The 15,585-nt window shown below is 64.7% G+C and carries 12 protein-coding genes; 6 read left to right on the top strand and 6 right to left on the bottom strand.

The window, feature by feature from the left end; translation table 11 throughout:
- Entirely contained in the window at positions 1-627 is a 627-nt protein-coding gene (locus HMPREF3067_RS05150; protein WP_070768655.1) for a carbonic anhydrase, read from the bottom strand.
- Between the two features lie 50 nt (positions 628-677).
- On the opposite strand from HMPREF3067_RS05150, the gene HMPREF3067_RS05155 reads away from it, so the two are divergent.
- On the top strand, positions 678-1,547 hold the full coding sequence (locus HMPREF3067_RS05155; protein WP_070768656.1) for an HhH-GPD family protein: 870 nt from the start codon (positions 678-680) through the stop codon (positions 1,545-1,547).
- Here HMPREF3067_RS05155 and HMPREF3067_RS05160 read toward each other — a convergent pair.
- The 3 genes from HMPREF3067_RS05160 to HMPREF3067_RS05165 all read right to left on the bottom strand — a co-directional run bounded on the left by HMPREF3067_RS05160 (position 1,544) and on the right by HMPREF3067_RS05165 (position 5,782).
- Positions 1,544-2,797: a threonine/serine exporter family protein gene (locus HMPREF3067_RS05160; protein WP_070768706.1), complete on the bottom strand. Its 1,254-nt coding sequence runs from the start codon at positions 2,795-2,797 to the stop codon at positions 1,544-1,546. The genes HMPREF3067_RS05155 and HMPREF3067_RS05160 overlap by 4 nt on opposite strands.
- A gap of 34 nt (positions 2,798-2,831) precedes the next feature.
- On the bottom strand, positions 2,832-3,002 hold the full coding sequence (locus HMPREF3067_RS11225; protein ID WP_141759328.1) for a DUF4236 domain-containing protein: 171 nt from the start codon (positions 3,000-3,002) through the stop codon (positions 2,832-2,834).
- 92 nt (positions 3,003-3,094) lie between these two features.
- Positions 3,095-5,782: an ATP-dependent Clp protease ATP-binding subunit gene (locus HMPREF3067_RS05165; RefSeq protein WP_070768657.1), complete on the bottom strand. Its 2,688-nt coding sequence runs from the start codon at positions 5,780-5,782 to the stop codon at positions 3,095-3,097.
- Between the two features lie 209 nt (positions 5,783-5,991).
- On the opposite strand from HMPREF3067_RS05165, the gene HMPREF3067_RS05170 reads away from it, so the two are divergent.
- Genes HMPREF3067_RS05170 through HMPREF3067_RS05180 form a run of 3 tightly spaced genes read left to right on the top strand, consistent with a single transcriptional unit; the run spans position 5,992 to position 8,905 of the window.
- Positions 5,992-6,843 carry a phytoene/squalene synthase family protein gene (locus HMPREF3067_RS05170; protein WP_246819241.1) on the top strand — a complete coding sequence of 284 codons (852 nt, stop codon included), beginning with the start codon at positions 5,992-5,994 and terminating at the stop codon, positions 6,841-6,843.
- A complete protein-coding gene (gene crtI, locus HMPREF3067_RS05175) occupies positions 6,840-8,330 on the top strand; it encodes a phytoene desaturase family protein (protein WP_070768658.1) in 1,491 nt (496 codons plus the stop codon). The genes HMPREF3067_RS05170 and crtI overlap by 4 nt, the downstream gene beginning before the upstream one ends.
- A 47-nt stretch (positions 8,331-8,377) precedes the next feature.
- Complete coding sequence (locus HMPREF3067_RS05180; protein WP_070768659.1) at positions 8,378-8,905, top strand: CAP domain-containing protein; 528 nt, start codon at positions 8,378-8,380, stop codon at positions 8,903-8,905.
- On the opposite strand, the gene HMPREF3067_RS05185 is transcribed toward HMPREF3067_RS05180, so the two are convergent.
- Both HMPREF3067_RS05185 and lysS read right to left on the bottom strand, forming a co-directional pair.
- Positions 8,902-10,317 (bottom strand): MDR family MFS transporter, encoded by a 1,416-nt coding sequence (locus HMPREF3067_RS05185; RefSeq protein WP_070768660.1) that lies wholly within the window; start codon positions 10,315-10,317, stop codon positions 8,902-8,904. The genes HMPREF3067_RS05180 and HMPREF3067_RS05185 overlap by 4 nt on opposite strands.
- Before the next feature lie 84 nt (positions 10,318-10,401).
- Positions 10,402-11,973 (bottom strand): lysine--tRNA ligase, encoded by a 1,572-nt coding sequence (lysS, locus tag HMPREF3067_RS05190; RefSeq protein ID WP_070768708.1) that lies wholly within the window; start codon positions 11,971-11,973, stop codon positions 10,402-10,404.
- A 162-nt stretch (positions 11,974-12,135) separates the two neighbouring features.
- Between lysS and HMPREF3067_RS05195 the strand changes: the two genes are divergently transcribed.
- Both HMPREF3067_RS05195 and HMPREF3067_RS05200 read left to right on the top strand, forming a co-directional pair.
- Positions 12,136-14,202 carry a PhoX family protein gene (locus tag HMPREF3067_RS05195; protein ID WP_070768661.1) on the top strand — a complete coding sequence of 689 codons (2,067 nt, stop codon included), beginning with the start codon at positions 12,136-12,138 and terminating at the stop codon, positions 14,200-14,202.
- Between the two features lie 143 nt (positions 14,203-14,345).
- Positions 14,346-15,560 (top strand): HNH endonuclease signature motif containing protein, encoded by a 1,215-nt coding sequence (locus HMPREF3067_RS05200; RefSeq protein WP_070768662.1) that lies wholly within the window; start codon positions 14,346-14,348, stop codon positions 15,558-15,560.
- Positions 15,561-15,585: the final 25 nt, after the last annotated feature.

A 15,585-nucleotide genomic window follows, 5' to 3' on the forward strand; every position in this document is an offset into this window, starting at 1 on the left:
TCAGTCCAGCCCGTGGGTCACCAGGGTCTCGACCGTGGAATCCTCCAGCAGGTAGCGGGCGCCGACGACGCCGACGGTGCCCTCCTCGACCTTGCGCTCCAGGACCGAGAGGCTGGCCACTAGCTGGTCGACGGTCTCGCGCACGTGCTGGCGCTCGTAGTCGTCGGTGCTCGAGCTGCCGGCGCGCTTGGGCTTCAGCGTCGACAGGGCGACCTTTTCAATGATCGCGCGCTGGAAGCCGGCGGGCAGTTCGGCTTGCTGATCCACCACAGAAGCGGTGGCGGCCACCGCGCCGCATGACTGGTGGCCCAAGATGACCACCAGGTTGCAGTTCAGGTTTTCCAGGGCGTATTCCAGCGAGCCCTTCACCGCGGTATCCAGGATGTGCCCGGCGGTGCGGATGACGAAAGCATCCCCCAGACCCAGGTCGAAGAGGATCTCCACAGGCGCGCGGGAATCCGAGCACGACAGGACCACCACGCGGGGATCTTGCCCATCGCGCAGGCCGGCGCGCCGTTCCTCGTCACTGTGCGGGTGCAACGGAGAGTTGTCGCGGAAGCGTGCGTTGCCGGCTTGGAGGGTCTCCCAGACTTCCCGGGGACTTTGCTTTTTATCTTTAAGTGGCATGGCTCAAATTATAGTCCTGCGCGCGGCGCCTACTAGACTCCTGCACAGATATGGATACTGGTGCTTTGCTCGATTGGTTCGCCCACGCCCGCCGGCCCCTGCCCTGGCGGGCGCCGTCGACGACCGCGTGGGGCGTGTTAGTCAGCGAGGTCATGAGCCAGCAGACCCCCGTGGCCCGGGTCGCGCCGGTCTGGCAGGAGTGGATGCGCCGCTGGCCCACCCCTACCGACTTCGCCGCCGCCAGCCGGGACGAGGTCCTGCGCGCCTGGGGCAAGCTGGGCTACCCGCGCCGCGCGCTGCGCCTGTGGGAGTGCGCGCAGGTAGTTCGCGACGACTTTGCCGGCGAGGTCCCCGACGACGTCGACGACCTACTGGGCCTTCCGGGAATCGGCGACTACACCGCCCGCGCGGTGGCCTGCTTCCACTACGGCCACAACGTCCCGGTGGTAGACACCAACGTCCGCCGCGTGGTTGAGCGCGCCGAGAACGGCAATTTCCTAGCCCCCAACCCGTCGAAGAGGGAGCTGGACCAAGTCGCCGAGCTCCTGCCGAAAGATAATGGCCCCACCGTCTCCGTGGCCTTGATGGAACTAGGCGCGCTAGTCTGCCGCGCCAAGTCCCCGGACTGCCCCGCCTGCCCGTTAAAAGCTACCTGCGCCTGGCAGGCGGCCGGCTGCCCCAGCCCCAGCGCGGAGGAGCTGACCAAGGCCAAGAAGCGGGTCCAGAAATTCGCCGGCACCGACCGGCAGGTGCGCGGCAAAATCATGGACGTACTGCGCGCTGCCGATGCCCCCGTCCCCCAGGCCGACATCGACGTCGTCTGGCCGGACGCCCCGCAACGCGCCCGAGCGCTGGCCTCGCTTTTGGCCGACGGGCTCGCCGAACAAAACGAGCAAGGCCTGTTCCACCTGCCGCGCTAGGGCCGGACGGAAAAGTCGATCAGCCGGGTCAGCGCCCAGTCCGGGTCCGTGAATAGCCGGGCCAAGACCAGGCCGGCCCCGATGGAGGCGACCACCATCATGCTGGTGGCCAGGTTGGCCAGGGCCTGCTCCATCTGCCCCTCGTTGAGGTAGTAGACCACCCGGAACATAGTCACCCCGGGGATCATGATGACCGCGGCTGGCACCGTCGTGGTAATCCGCGGCAGCCGCGCTTTCCGGGAGGCCAGCGCACCCAGCAGGCCGATGACCAGCCCGCCGCAAAACGCCGCGAAATACCCCGTGGTCCCCAGGTGCAGCAGGAAAAGCCGCGCCGCATTCGCCACGGTGCCCACCACCGCGGCTACCAGAATCATCCGGCGGGAGGAATTAAACAGGAAGGCGAAGCCAGCGATGCCGAAAAAGCTGGCCAAGACAGCCATGGTGTACCAGGTGGCATCGGTAGCCGGCACCGGCGGGGCCGGGTTCAGGTCAGTAAGCCAGCTGACCATGGCCACGGTGAAGGTGGCGGCGAAAATGACGGTGAAAGCATAAGCCAAGCGCACCATACCGGCGTCGAAGTCGAAGCGCGCGATATCAATCAGCGCGGAGAACAACGGAAAGCCCGGGATCAAAAAGAGCACTGCCGCCACGTAGCCGGAGGAAAAATCGCCTGGGTCGGCCAGTCCCAGGGCGCCGACGAGCTCGGTAACAAGGAAGAAGACCAGGCTGGCCGTCGCCCCGCCGGCGACGATGCCGCCAATCTGGTGGACGTGGTTGCTCAGCACGAAATGGCGCACGAATTGGCCGCTGAAAGCGGCCAAGGCGACGATCCCTACCGCGGCCAAGGGAAAGAAATTCAGCAGCGCAAAAGCCGCGCACGCCACGGCCGCGGCGGCGGAGAGCACCCAGCCGTTCCAGCGCTTGCGCACGTTGTGCTCGATCTGGTCGAGTTTTTCGGATAGCTCCTCGGCCGTAATCCCAAAATGCAGATGGTGCCGGGTCAGATCCTCGATGGCCTCAATCCGGGAGGCATCCACCGCCGGCGAGTGCTGCCGGGAAATGACCGTGCGGAAAATCTCGCCCCGGTGGAAGGTACAGGTGATCTGCGTGAGCCCGACCGTGGCATCCAGCCGGTCGAAGCCGAGCGCCCGCGCCGCGCGCTTCATCCCGCGCAGCACACGGTAGCCCGACGTGCCCGCCCCCATGAGCAACATTCCCAGGCGCAAGACCACGTCGGCCTCGACGCCCATGCGGCGGTGCTTTTCGTACGGCGGCGGGGTCACTTTAGCGCCAGCGTCCCCGCCAGTTGAGCCCGCCCGGCAGGTTCACCCAGAACCCGCCGCGGGAGTTGAACGTCACCGGGCCAATCTTGGTCGAGGCCGAGGCCCCGCGGCCGGAGAAGTTGATCCAGCTGTTCTTGCCGGTCTTCTTGCGTGAACGGTATTGCAATCCCATGCCAGTGATTCTAACTCACTTCAAGGAAGCGATATGAAGGCACGAAAAAGCAGCCTCCCGCGGGAGGCTGCTTTTCTCACGTCAGCGACTGATTACATCGGCTGGCCGGCTCCGGCAGGGCCGTCCTCGTCGCCGTGGCCCTCGGAGACCTCTGGGGTCTCCGGCAGGGTATCCGCGGTGATCTGCTCCGGCTCCTCGTTCTCGCGGACCTCGTCCTCGTCCAGCTCCTGCTCGAAGGTGCCCTCCGGCAGCGGCTTCGGGCGCGGGCTGAAGGTGAAGGTGGCCTGGGAGTTGTCCTTGGACTCGCCGTCCCAGTTCTCCACGTCGACGCTGATGATTTCGCCAGCCCCGATCTCGCCGAAGAGGATCTTCTCCGAGAGCTGATCCTCGATCTCGCGCTGGATGGTGCGGCGCAGCGGACGCGCACCCAGCACCGGGTCGAAACCGCGCTTGGCCAGCAGGCGCTTGGCCTTCTCGGTCAGCTCGATGTCCATGTCGCGCTCCTGCAGGGACTTGGACACGCGGCCGATGAGCAGGTCGACCATTTCCATGATCTGCTCTTCGTTGAGCTGGTGGAAGACCACGACCTCGTCGATACGGTTCAAAAACTCCGGGCGGAAGTGCTTCTTCAGCTCGTCGTTAACCTTGGCCTTCATCCGCTCGTACTGCGCGTCCTGATCCGAAGCGGCGTCGGCGGTAAAGCCCAGGCCCACGGCCTTGGAGATGTCCTGGGTACCCAAGTTCGAGGTGAAGATCAGCACGGTGTTCTTGAAGTCCACCACGCGGCCCTGGCCGTCGGTCAGGCGGCCGTCCTCGAGGACCTGCAGCAAGGTGTTGTAAATCTCCTTGTGGGCCTTCTCGATCTCGTCGAAGAGAACGACGCTGAACGGCTTACGGCGGACCTTCTCCGTGAGCTGGCCGCCCTCCTCGTAGCCGACGTACCCCGGAGGGGCACCGAACAGACGGGAGGCAGTGAAGCGGTCGTGGAACTCACTCATGTCGATCTGGATGAGGTCGTCGTCCGAACCGAAGAGGAAGTTAGCCAGCGACTTCGACAGCTCCGTCTTGCCCACGCCGGACGGGCCGGCGAAGATGAAGGAACCGGAAGGCCGGCGCGGGTCCTTCAGGCCCGCGCGGGTGCGGCGGATGGCACGGGAGACGGCCTTGACCGCCTCGTCCTGGCCGATGATCCGCTTGTGGAGCTCCTCTTCCATGTGCAGCAGCCGCGAGGACTCCTTCTCCGTGAGCTTGAGGACCGGGATGCCGGTCCAGTGCGCCAGCACCTCAGCGATCTGGTCCTCGCCGACCTCGGCGATGTCCTCCAGCTCGCCGTTGCGCCACTGCTTTTCCTTCTCGGCGCGCTCCTCGCCCAGCTGGCGCTCCTTGTCGCGCAGGCCGGCGGCCTTCTCGAAGTCCTGGGCGTCGATGGCCGCTTCCTTCTCTTGGCGGACCTCGGCGATCCGGTCGTCGACCTCGCGTACGGAATCCGGGGCGGTCATGCGCTTGATACGCATGCGGGCACCAGCCTCGTCCAGCAGGTCCACCGCCTTATCCGGCAGGAAGCGGTCGTTGATGTAGCGATCCGACAGGGATGCGGCAGCCTTCAGGGCGTCGTCGGTGTAGGAGACGCGGTGGTGCGCCTCGTACTTGTCGCGCAGGCCCTTCAGAATCTTGATGGTGTCGTCCAGGGAGGGCTCTTCCACCTTCACCGGCTGGAAACGGCGCTCCAGCGCCGCATCCTTCTCGATGTGCTTGCGGTACTCCTCCAGCGTGGTCGCACCGATGGTCTGCAGCTCGCCGCGGGCCAGCTTCGGCTTGAGCAGCGAGGCGGCATCGATAGCGCCCTCGGCGGCGCCGGCGCCGACCAGAGTGTGAATCTCATCGATGAACAGAATGATGTCACCGCGCTGGTTAATCTCCTTGAGCACCTTCTTCAGGCGCTCCTCGAAGTCGCCGCGGTAGCGGGAACCGGCGATCAGCGAACCCAGGTCCAGGGAGTAGACCTGCTTGTCCTTCAGGGTCTCCGGGACCTTGCCGTTGACAATGTCCAGGGCCAGGCCCTCGACGACGGCGGTTTTACCAACGCCGGGCTCACCGATGAGCACCGGGTTGTTCTTGGTGCGACGCGAAAGCACCTGCATGATGCGCTCGACCTCGGACTCGCGGCCCACGACCGGATCCAGCTTGCCGTCCTTGGCAGCCTGGGTCAGGTTGCGGCCGAACTGGTCCAGCACCAGGGAGTTGGAGCGTTCCCCGGAGCTACCCTGGGAACCGCGCCCGCCGGCACCAGCGCCCACGGGGCCGCCGCCCTTGTTGCTGTTGTCGTTTTCCTGGTTGTTGCCCTCGTAACCGGACAGCAACTGGATAACCTGCTGACGCACGCGCGGCAAATCCGCGCCCAGCTTGGTCAGCACCTGCGCGGCGACGCCGTCGCCTTCGCGGATAAGGCCCAGCAGCAGAAACTCAGTACCGATGTACTTGTGTCCCATCTGCAGCCCCTCACGCAAGGACAGCTCCAGGACCTTCTTCGCGCGCGGGGTAAACGGGATGTGCCCGGTGTGCGGCTGGGTGCCCTGGCCGATGATCTCCTCGACCTCGCGGCGCACGTCCTCCAGGGAAATCCCCATGGACTCCAGCGCCTTGGCGGCTACGCCTTCACCCTCGTGGATAAGGCCCAAAAGGATGTGCTCGGTGCCGATATAGTTGTGGTTGAGCATGCGTGCCTCTTCCTGCGCCAAGACAATGACGCGGCGGGCACGGTCAGTAAACCTTTCGAACATCTGCTATCTACCCCTTGTGGTTTCTCCTAAATTCTCTATCCACTCTAACGCGCTTTCCCCAGCCTCCATTCTCACTTTTCACAACACCGCCTCAATTAACACCCTTTACACAGGTCAAAAGGCTGTACGCCGGTAGCGAACAGCGGAATTTAGCGGGGTGGAATAGCCCGCACTAGGCTTTAGGGAAAAGCCCAATTCTGAAAGGCGTAGTGAACATCTCCCACCGCTCGGCGCTCCAGCACTACCACGCCGCCGCCAGCCAATCCACGGGCCGCATTATCAGCTACTACTCCACCAGTTTCTCGTGGAGCACCCGGCTCTTTACCGCCCCGATCCGGCGCGATATCCAGGCCCTCTACGCGGTGGTGCGCATTGCTGACGAGATCGTCGACGGCGCAGCAGCGGAGGCGCACACCCCGGACATCCGCGCCCTGCTGGACGGCTACGAGGAACAGGTCGTCCACGCTGCCGATGCCACCTTCCACACCGACCCCGTCCTCCACGCGTGGGCGCACACGCAACGCCGCTGCCAGATCAGCGAGGACCACCTCCGCGCCTTCTTTGCCTCCATGCGTAGGGACCTCGACCCCGCCCCGCATGACGCGGCGAGCCTGCAAAGCTATATCCACGGCTCGGCGGAGGTCATCGGCCTGATATGCCTGGACATCTTCCTGGTCGGCCATAACCCTAGCGAAGAGGACAAGGCCACCATGGCCGACGGGGCGCAGTCCTTGGGATCGGCCTTCCAGAAGGTCAACTTCCTCCGGGATCTGGCCGAGGACACCTACTGGCTGGGGCGGGACTACCTCCGGCAGCTGGACGCGGACACCAAGCGGCAGTGGTGCGCGGAGATCCGCACCGAGCTCGCCCGCGCGCGCCGCGCCGCCTTGCTCTTGCCGCCCAGCGCACGGAGGGGAGTTCTCGCCGCGACGGGGCTGTTCGCGGAGCTGAACGAGCGCATCGACAGCGCGAGCGTCGACGAGCTGCGCTCGCGCCGGATCCGCGTGCCCACGCCCCGCAAGGCCCAGATCCTGGCCGCTAACCTCTGGAGGAAAGCATGAGCAACTGCGTTGTTATCGGCGCCGGCGTGTCCGGCCTGGCCACCGCCTGCCTCCTGCAAGACGCAGGCTTTCAGGTGGCCGTAGTCGACCGCCTCGCGGGGCCGGGCGGCCGGGCAGGGAGATTCGCCGACTCCGGCTTCCAGTGGGATACCGGACCGTCCTGGTACCTGATGCCCGAGGCCTTCGACCGTTTCTTCGGCCGGCTGGGCTACCGAACCAGCGACTTTTTCGAGCTCACCGAGCTTAGCCCCGCCTACCGGCTTTTCAACGAAGCCGGCCGCGCCGCCGACATCGATGACACCGTGATCGAATTTTTCGACCAACGCTCGCCCGGGCAGGGCGCGCGCCTTAGCGACTACCTGGCCACCGCCAGCGACACCTACCAGGTGGCGCTCAAGCACTTCCTCTACACCACGTTCAGTAACCCGCTGGAGCTGACGCACCCCGATATCCTGCGCCGCCTGCCGCGCCTGGCCGCACTTCTTGGCCAATCCTTGGAAAGCTACGTCGGCTCGCGCTTTACCGATCCCCTGCTGCGCCAGGTGCTGACCTACCCGGCGGTCTTCCTGTCCACCGAGCCAGCCGCCGCCCCGGCACTGTACTCCCTGATGAGCCACGCCGATCTCACCCAGGGCGTGCGCTACCCGCAAGGCGGTTTCGCCGCGATCATCGACGCACTCCTGGCCATCGCCACCAAACTCGGCGTGCGCTTCCAGTGGGAGACCGAGGCCACCGCCATCGTCACGCACGGCACACACGCGACAACCGTCACCACGAACCGCGGCACGCTGCCGGCGGACCTGGTGGTCTCCGCCGCCGACCTCCACCACACGGAGACCCACCTGGTGCCCGCCCACCAGCGGACCTTTTCCGATAGGTTCTTCGCCCGCCGCGACCCGGGGCTTTCGACCGTGCTCGTGCTGGCCGGCGTGCGCGGACAGCTCCCCGAACTGGCCCACCACAACCTGCTGTTCAGCCGCGACTGGGACCCGGACTTCGACTCCGTCTTCCGAGAAGGCGGCGCATCGAATTCCATCTACGTCTGCAAGACCTCGGCCAGCGATGCTTCCGTTGCCCCGGAAGGGTGCGAAAACCTCTTCATCTTGGTGCCCACCGCCGCCGATGCCGCCCTCGGCCATGGCAGCGCCTACGGGGAGGAATCGGCGAAGGTAGCCGGAATCGCTAGCCGGGCCCTCCAGCAGCTGGCCGAGTGGGCGGAGATCCCGGATCTGCACGACCGCCTCCTGACCCAGCACACCATCGGCCCCGCCGACTTTGTCAGCCGCTACCATTCGCTCTCCGCCGGGGCTATCGGTCCCGCGCACACCTTGTTCCAGTCCGCCTTCTTTCGGGGGCGCGCGAAGTCCAAAAAGATTGACAACCTGTTTTATGCCGGGGCCACGACCGTTCCCGGAGTGGGGGTACCGATGTGCCTTATTTCGGCCGAAAATGTACTAACAGCTGCAAAAGGCTGTCAAAGAACTTAAAGTTACAAGTGTAAGCCCTACCGCTCTCTCGAACAGGACCCCTCACCATGCCAAGGTTTAACTTCAATATTCAGCAGATTATCTCCGCTGTACTGTCCCTACTGACCATCATCGGGGTGATCATCGGCGGCATCTCCTCCGGCAGCTCGATCGGATCCGCCCCGTCACCATCTCCGTCTCCGTCCGCTTCTGATTCTGCTTCCGGCACCTTCAGCCAGCAGCAGCTCATCGACGCGACCAATAACTTCCGCGCCCAGAACGGCCTTGCCCCGGTCAAGGCCAACGCCGCGCTCAACGATCTCGCCCAGGACTGGGCCGAGACCGTCGCTCGCACCGGCGATTTCAAGCACCGCCCAAAGTTTGCGCAAAGCTACCCGACCGGCTGGCGCAGCGCGGGCGAAAACATCGCCGGTCAGCCCACCGGCAACAACCCGCAGACCTTCGTCAACCAGTGGGCCAATTCCCCTGGGCACCGCGCGAACATGCTGAACCCGGACTTCACTGATCTAGGGGTGGGGATCGCCCGGGCCAACGACGGGACGTACTACGCGGTGCAAAACTTCGCCACCTTTTAAGCCTTCGCCCCGCGCACTGGCTTAAGCAGCGGGGCCAAGGCCACCACGGCGAGGGAAACCACGCCGGCGAAAAGGAACGCCCAGGAAGTGCCCTGGGAGGTAGCGGCCGCCACGTCCATCCCGGCGTCTCGGCCGGCCTGGGTGCCGCGGGTCAGAAAGACCACCAGGAAGGCCGTGCCCGTGGCGCCGGCCAGCTGCTGCAGCGTGTTCATGATGGCCGACCCATGCCCGTAGTACTCGTTGGGCAGGGAGGCCAGCGCGGTGGTCATCAGCGGGGTCATCATCATACCCATGCCCACGGCGAAGAGCACGTGCATGCCCACCACCATCCAGACCTTACTGTCTTGGCCCAGAAGGGTCATCAGCCAGACGCCGGCGGCGAACATGATGGATCCGGGGATGAGGAGCGGGCGCGGCCCGCGGGCATCGAAAATGCGCCCGACGAACGGAGAAATCACGCCCTGCAGCAGTCCGCCCGGCATGACCACCAGGCCGGTGACCAGGGCGGACACCCCCAGCGCGGACTGCAAGTAGATGGGCAGAACCGTGACCGAGCCCAGCATCAGGCCGAAAGACAACAGCATCACGGCCACGGCCAGGGTGTAGTTTCGCACCTTGAACGGGCTAAAATCCAGCAGCGCGCGGTTCTCGCGGGCCAGGCGGTTTTGCCGTCGCACGAAGACCACCAGCGCGACGACGCCCACGATCCCGACTATAAGCGGCAGGGTGGCAGCGCCCTCCACGGCTTTTTCCATGGAGGACAGCGCGTAGACCAAGCCACCGAAGGCCAGGGCGGAAAGGATAACGGAGGGCACGTCCAACGGGGTGTCACGGTGGTCACCCACGTTAGCCAGCAGCTTGATACCCGCGGCCAGGACCAGCACCAGCAGCGGTACCATGCACCAGAAGATGAAGTGCCAGCTGGAGGTGTTCAGGATGGCGCCGCCGACCGTGGGGCCAAGCGCGGGCGCCACTGCGATGACCACGGAGATGACCCCCATGACGGTGCCGCGGCGCTGCGGCGGGACCAGGGTCATCGCGACCGTCATCAGCGTCGGCAAGATGAGCGCCGTGCCCGCGGCCTGGATGACGCGCCCGAGCAACAGGATGGCGAAGACGGGCGCGAGCGCGGCCACGACGGTGCCGACTAGGAAGAGCCCGGTGGCGATCCCGAAGATCTGCCGGGTGGTCAGCCTCTCCAGCAGGAAGCCGGTGGTCGGGATGACCACGCCCATAGTCAGCATGAAGCCCGTGGTCAGCCACTGAGCGGAAGTAGCCGGGATGGAAAAGTCCGCCATGATGGACGGCAGGGCGACGGATAGCGACGTCTCGTTCAGAATCATGATGGTGGCGGCGAGCACCAATACCACCAGGTTGCTGACAACTTCCCGGCTCAATGCGGCATCTTTCACCTGAGGTCCCCCTTAGAAAAAGCTAAAATAAAAACGCAGACCAGAGATATTAGCCGCATTTCACTGGTCTGCGCAAAAAGCCTTTTAGCTTTGCTCAGGCTTGACGATGGGGAACAAGACCGTCTCGCGAATACCCAGGCCGGTCAGAGCCATCAGCAGGCGATCGATACCCATGCCGGTGCCGGCTGTCGGCGGCATGCCCTGCTCCATCGCGGCGAGGAAGTCCTCATCCAGAACCATGGCCTCCTCGTCGCCGCCGGCGGCCAGCCGGGCCTGATCCTCGAAGCGCTCGCGCTGGATGACCGGGTCGATGAGTTCGGAGTAGCCGGTGGCCAGCTCGAAGCCGCGCACGTAGAGGTCCCATTTTTCGGTGACCCCGGGCTGGGAGCGGTGCGAACGGGTCAGCGGGGAGGTCTCCACGGGGAAGTTCTTGACGAAGATCGGGCCCTCGAGCTGGTCCTCGCAGAGCACCTCCCAGATTTCCTCCACCAGCTTGCCGTGGCCCCAGCCGGTGCCGACCTCGAGGCCGATGACGTCGGCGATACCCTTGAGCTCTTCCACGGAGGAGTCGATGGTTACCTCCGGCTGGCCCGGGAACTTCCGCGCCAGCGCCTCGTTCAGCGAGGGGTACATCTCAATCTCCGGCCATTCCTCGCCGCCGAAGTCGTACTCGGTGCCGTCTGCCAGGGTGACCTTCTGCGAGCCGAAGACCTCCTGGGCCACCGCCTGGATGGACTCCCGGGTGGTGCGGGCGCAGTCGTTGTAGTCACCCCAGGCCGCGTAGGTCTCGAGCATGGCGAACTCCGGCGAGTGGGACTTGTCGATGCCCTCGTTGCGGAAGTTGCGGTTAATCTCGAAGACGCGATCGATGCCGCCGACCACGGCGCGCTTCAGGAACAGCTCGGGTGCAATGCGCAGGTAAAGGTCGATGTCCAGCGCGTTGGAGTGGGTCACGAACGGGCGTGCCGCCGCGCCCCCGTGCAGGGTCTGCAGCATCGGGGTCTCGATCTCGTTGAAGCCCTGGGACTCCAGGTAGTTGCGCAGGGCACGGACGACCTTGATGCGGATCATGGCGTTGTCGCGCGCCTCCTTGCGCACGATGAGGTCGTTGTAGCGCTGGCGCACGCGGGTGTCCTCGGCCATGTCGGCGAAGGAGACCGGCAGCGGGCGCAGGGACTTCGAGGCCATGGTCCACTCGGTGGCCATCACGGACAGCTCGCCGCGGCGGGAAGAGATAACCCGGCCGGTCACGGAGATGAAGTCGCCCAGATCGACGTCCTGCTTCCAGGCGTCGAGGCGTTCCTTGCCCACCTCGGCCTGGGAGAGCATGGCCTGCACCTGGGTGCCGTCGCCGTCCTGCAGCGTGGCGAAGCACAGCTTGCCGGTGTTGCGCATAAAGATAAGGCGCCCGGCGATGGAGACTACGTCCTCGGTCTCCTCCCCTACCGCCAGGTAGGTCACGCCTTCTTCCGAACCGGCGGCCTCGTCCTCAACCAGCACGCGGTACTTGGCACGCAAGTCGGCCAGGGAAGTGGTTCGGGCTACCGACACCGGGTAAGCCTCGGTGCCGTCAGCGAGCAGGCGGGCGCGCTTGTCGCGGCGGATCCGTAGCTGCTCCGGGATGTCTGGGGTCTCATTCTTCTTTTGCTCGCTCACGCCCAACAGGATACCGCATGCCATCAGCCGCGGTGTTAACCCGCACTTCATGAAAACGTCGTCCACTAGCAACGTGAACCTCACTCCTTAGTTACCTCACCGAACTAAGTTCTAGGCGCAACTTTCCATGACTTTCTGTAATCGAATTTGGAGCATTCACCCATGGCACTAAAGGGCCGCAACCTTCTCAGTTCCTTGTTCACCTCCTCCCGTTCCAGTCTGACCTGCACCTACAAGTGCGGCAACGCCTGCTTCGGCGAGGCGGACAACCCCACCACCAACCCGTACTTCGGCGATCAGTTCAGCCGCCGCACCGCGCTGCGCGCCGGCGGCCTGGGTGTTGTCGCCGTCGGCGGCAGCGCCGCCCTGGCCGCTTGCTCGGCCCCGGAAGAAAACGCCGGCGGCGCTTCTTCTACCACCACGGAGGCTGAGGTGGAGCTGACCTCCGCCGAAGGCATGAAATTCGAGCCGGTCGAGCCCAACACCAAGGACGAGGTCGTCGTGCCAGAGGGCTACCAGCAGTCCGTGCTCATCGCCTGGGGCGATCCGGTCATCGAGGGCGCGCCGGAATTCGACGTCCACAACCAGACCTCCCAGGACGCGGAGAAGCAGTTCGGCTTCAACAATGACTTCGCCGGCCTGGTGGACCACCCCAACGACCCGGAGCGTTTGGTCTACGTCTGCAGCCACGAATACACCACCGAGCCACAGATGTTCCCCGACTACGACGCAGAGAACCCCACCGAGGAGCACGCGAAGATCGGCTGGGCCAACCACGGCCTGACCGTGCTGGAGGTCTCCAAGGCCGAAGGCGGCAACCTGAAGCGCGAGTTCGGCCCGCTCAACCGCCGCATCACCCTGACCACGCCCTTCCGTCTGACCGGCCCGGCGGCTGGGTCTAAGTACGTAAAGACGGACAAGGATCCGGAGGGCACCACCATCTCCGGCACCATGGCCAACTGCTCGGGTGGCGTTACCCCGTGGGGCACCATCCTGTCCGGCGAGGAGAACTTCGACGCCTACTTCGCCAACGCCAAGGTCGACGACGAGCGCGCGCAGAAGTCCCTGGATCGCTTCGGCTTCGAGGACGAGCCCTCCCAGCGCAAGTGGGAGCGCTTCGACGACCGCTTCGATATCTCCAAGACCCCGAACGAGCCGAACCGCTTTGGCTACGTCATCGAGCTGGACCCGCTCGACCCGCAGTCGACCCCCATCAAGCACTCCGCCCTAGGCCGCTTCAAGCACGAGGCCGCCAACGTGCACGTGACCAAAGACGGCACGGTGGTCACCTACTCCGGCGACGACGCCCGCTTCGAGTACATCTACAAGTTCGTCTCCTCCCGCAAGATTAAGGAGGGCGACACCCGCCACAACATGACCATCCTGGACAACGGCACCCTCTACGTCGCCGAGCTGAAGGGCAACTCTCCGGAGGAGGAGATCGACGGCTCCGGCGTCCTGCCCGAGGACGGCAAGTTCGACGGCACCGGCGTGTGGAACAAGCTGCTGACCGTGGACGGCGACAAGGCCGAGTCCCACGTGGACGGCTTCAGCGCCGAAGAGGTCGCCATCTTCACCCGCGAGGCCGCCGACAAGGTGGGCGCGACCAAGATGGACCGCCCGGAGGACGTGGACATCCACCCGCAGACCGGCAAGGTCTACGCCGCCCTGACCAATAACTCCTACCGCGGCGCCACCGGCGAGGACGCGGAGAAGAATCAGGAGGACCCGAAGGAATGGGCCCCGGTCAAGGAGAACAAGAACGGCATGGTCATGGAGATCTCCGACGACCACGCCGGGGAAAAATTCACCTGGAACCTCTTCCTGGTCTGTGGCGACCCGGCCACCGCGGACTCCTACTTCGGCGGCTTCGACAAGGAGAAGGTCTCCCCGATTTCCTGCCCGGACAACCTGGCCTTCGACTCCCACGGCAACCTGTGGATCTCCACCGACGGCAACGCCCTGGAGTCCAACGACGGCCTGTACGCAGTCACCACGGAAGGCGAGACCCGCGGCGAGCTCAAGTGCTTCCTCACCGTCCCGACCGGGGCGGAGACCTGCGGGCCCATCGTCACCGACGAGCGCGTCATGGTCAACGTGCAGCACCCGGGCGAGGACGACGAGGCCGCCTTCGACGAGCCCTCTTCCCACTGGCCGGACGGTGGAAACTCCAACCCGCGCCCGGCTGTCGTCGTCGTGTGGAAGGATAACGGCAACATCGGAGTCTAAGTCCTGAGCCCAGGCATCCCGCCTGGGCTCCTTTTTCGGATAAATATTCGAACACTTTTGCTACCTAGGTAGCACAATGTCAGCCAGGCGAGTATTATTCAAGTTACTTAGAACAAATTAGCTAACTTACTATCGGGGGAATAATGCAGCCCTACTACACCGTCAACACTCCCTACTGTCCGACTGCTACCGCCTGCACCACCTACCGCCGCAACCACTACCACCTCTGGCAAGACCTCCGCCCTGCTCGCAGCGAAGATGACGAGCTCGCCATCAAACGTTTAGCCCTAAAAACCGGCGTCTCCTTCGGGCACGCCCGGGATTATTGCGAGAGTCTGGAACGGCTCGACACCTTGCCAGAATTGAAACAACTAGTCGAAACCCTTCACCACATCGAATTCAAGCAACTCACCCTCATTGATTCCGTACTCAACAAGCTAGGCACCGCCCCAGCGCCTGAATCGCTCGCGCGGATCGACGCCGGAATTACCAGCTACCTCACCCCAGCGCAGCCCGCCCAGGCCCTGCCCCCCCACGAAAACCTCCGCCGGAAGCTCAACCGTCTCGTCCAAGCGGAACTGGAATTTACCCAGCCCTCCCACGAACCGCCCCCACCGCACTATTCCGCCGGGCCCGTCGGCGCCAACCGAGGCGAGATCGTCGCGGAATACGACGCGGAAACCACCGCCGCCATGGACGCGGCCATCCGGAAGGTCGCCGAGGACAACAACGTCAGCTCGGCCAAAGCGCTGGCCGGCCTCGTCCTAGGCAAGTACGGCTCGCCGCGCGTCGTCCTCAACATGTTCATGGCCCAAGACCTTCCGGACAGTGGCGGGTTCATCGACGGCTACGGCTGGGTCGACGCGGACACCGCCAACCGCATGGCCGAAAAATCCGACCACCGGCGCGACATGGCGGCCGCGGCCGAGAAGCACAGCCCGAACTACCAGACCCCGGAGGATATCAAGGCCTTCCTCAACGGCCGGGACGGCTGCTGCCGGTATCCGGACTGCAGCATCCCCGCCATCAGATGTCAGAAAGACCATTGCAAGGACTTCCGCGACGGCGGGGCCACCGCCGCGAGCAACCTGGTCAACCTCTGCCAGCACCACCACAACATCAAAACCGACGGCCGCGTGACCTATATTCTCGACCCGCGCACCGGCGCCGTGGTGTGGCTGTCTAACGACGGCACCTGGGAGTCCACCTCCCCGGAAGGCCCGCTGTCCGCGAAAAACGTCAATTGGATGCGGACCATGGCTCAGACGCAGCACGCCCGGCGCGACCGCGCGCACGCTAAAGCCACCTCCCCCATTTCAGAAAACCGGCCCCTCCACGAAACATTCGTGCCACAATAGTGATTCATTGCACACTTCGACGGAG

This window comes from Corynebacterium sp. HMSC04H06, assembly GCF_001815935.1.
In the GTDB taxonomy this organism is placed as follows: domain Bacteria; phylum Actinomycetota; class Actinomycetes; order Mycobacteriales; family Mycobacteriaceae; genus Corynebacterium.

Excerpts from the sequence above, each read along its gene's own strand:
- HMPREF3067_RS05150 (WP_070768655.1), bottom strand. The coding sequence starts at position 627 with ATGCCACTTAAAGATAAAAAGCAAAGTCCCCGGGAAGTCTGGGAGACC.
- HMPREF3067_RS05155 (WP_070768656.1), top strand. The coding sequence starts at position 678 with ATGGATACTGGTGCTTTGCTCGATTGGTTCGCCCACGCCCGCCGGCCC.
- HMPREF3067_RS05160 (WP_070768706.1), bottom strand. The coding sequence starts at position 2,797 with ATGGGCGTCGAGGCCGACGTGGTCTTGCGCCTGGGAATGTTGCTCATG.
- HMPREF3067_RS11225 (WP_141759328.1), bottom strand. The coding sequence starts at position 3,002 with ATGGGATTGCAATACCGTTCACGCAAGAAGACCGGCAAGAACAGCTGG.
- HMPREF3067_RS05165 (WP_070768657.1), bottom strand. The coding sequence starts at position 5,782 with ATGTTCGAAAGGTTTACTGACCGTGCCCGCCGCGTCATTGTCTTGGCG.
- crtI (WP_070768658.1), top strand. The coding sequence starts at position 6,840 with ATGAGCAACTGCGTTGTTATCGGCGCCGGCGTGTCCGGCCTGGCCACC.
- HMPREF3067_RS05180 (WP_070768659.1), top strand. The coding sequence starts at position 8,378 with ATGCCAAGGTTTAACTTCAATATTCAGCAGATTATCTCCGCTGTACTG.
- HMPREF3067_RS05195 (WP_070768661.1), top strand. The coding sequence starts at position 12,136 with ATGGCACTAAAGGGCCGCAACCTTCTCAGTTCCTTGTTCACCTCCTCC.
- HMPREF3067_RS05200 (WP_070768662.1), top strand. The coding sequence starts at position 14,346 with ATGCAGCCCTACTACACCGTCAACACTCCCTACTGTCCGACTGCTACC.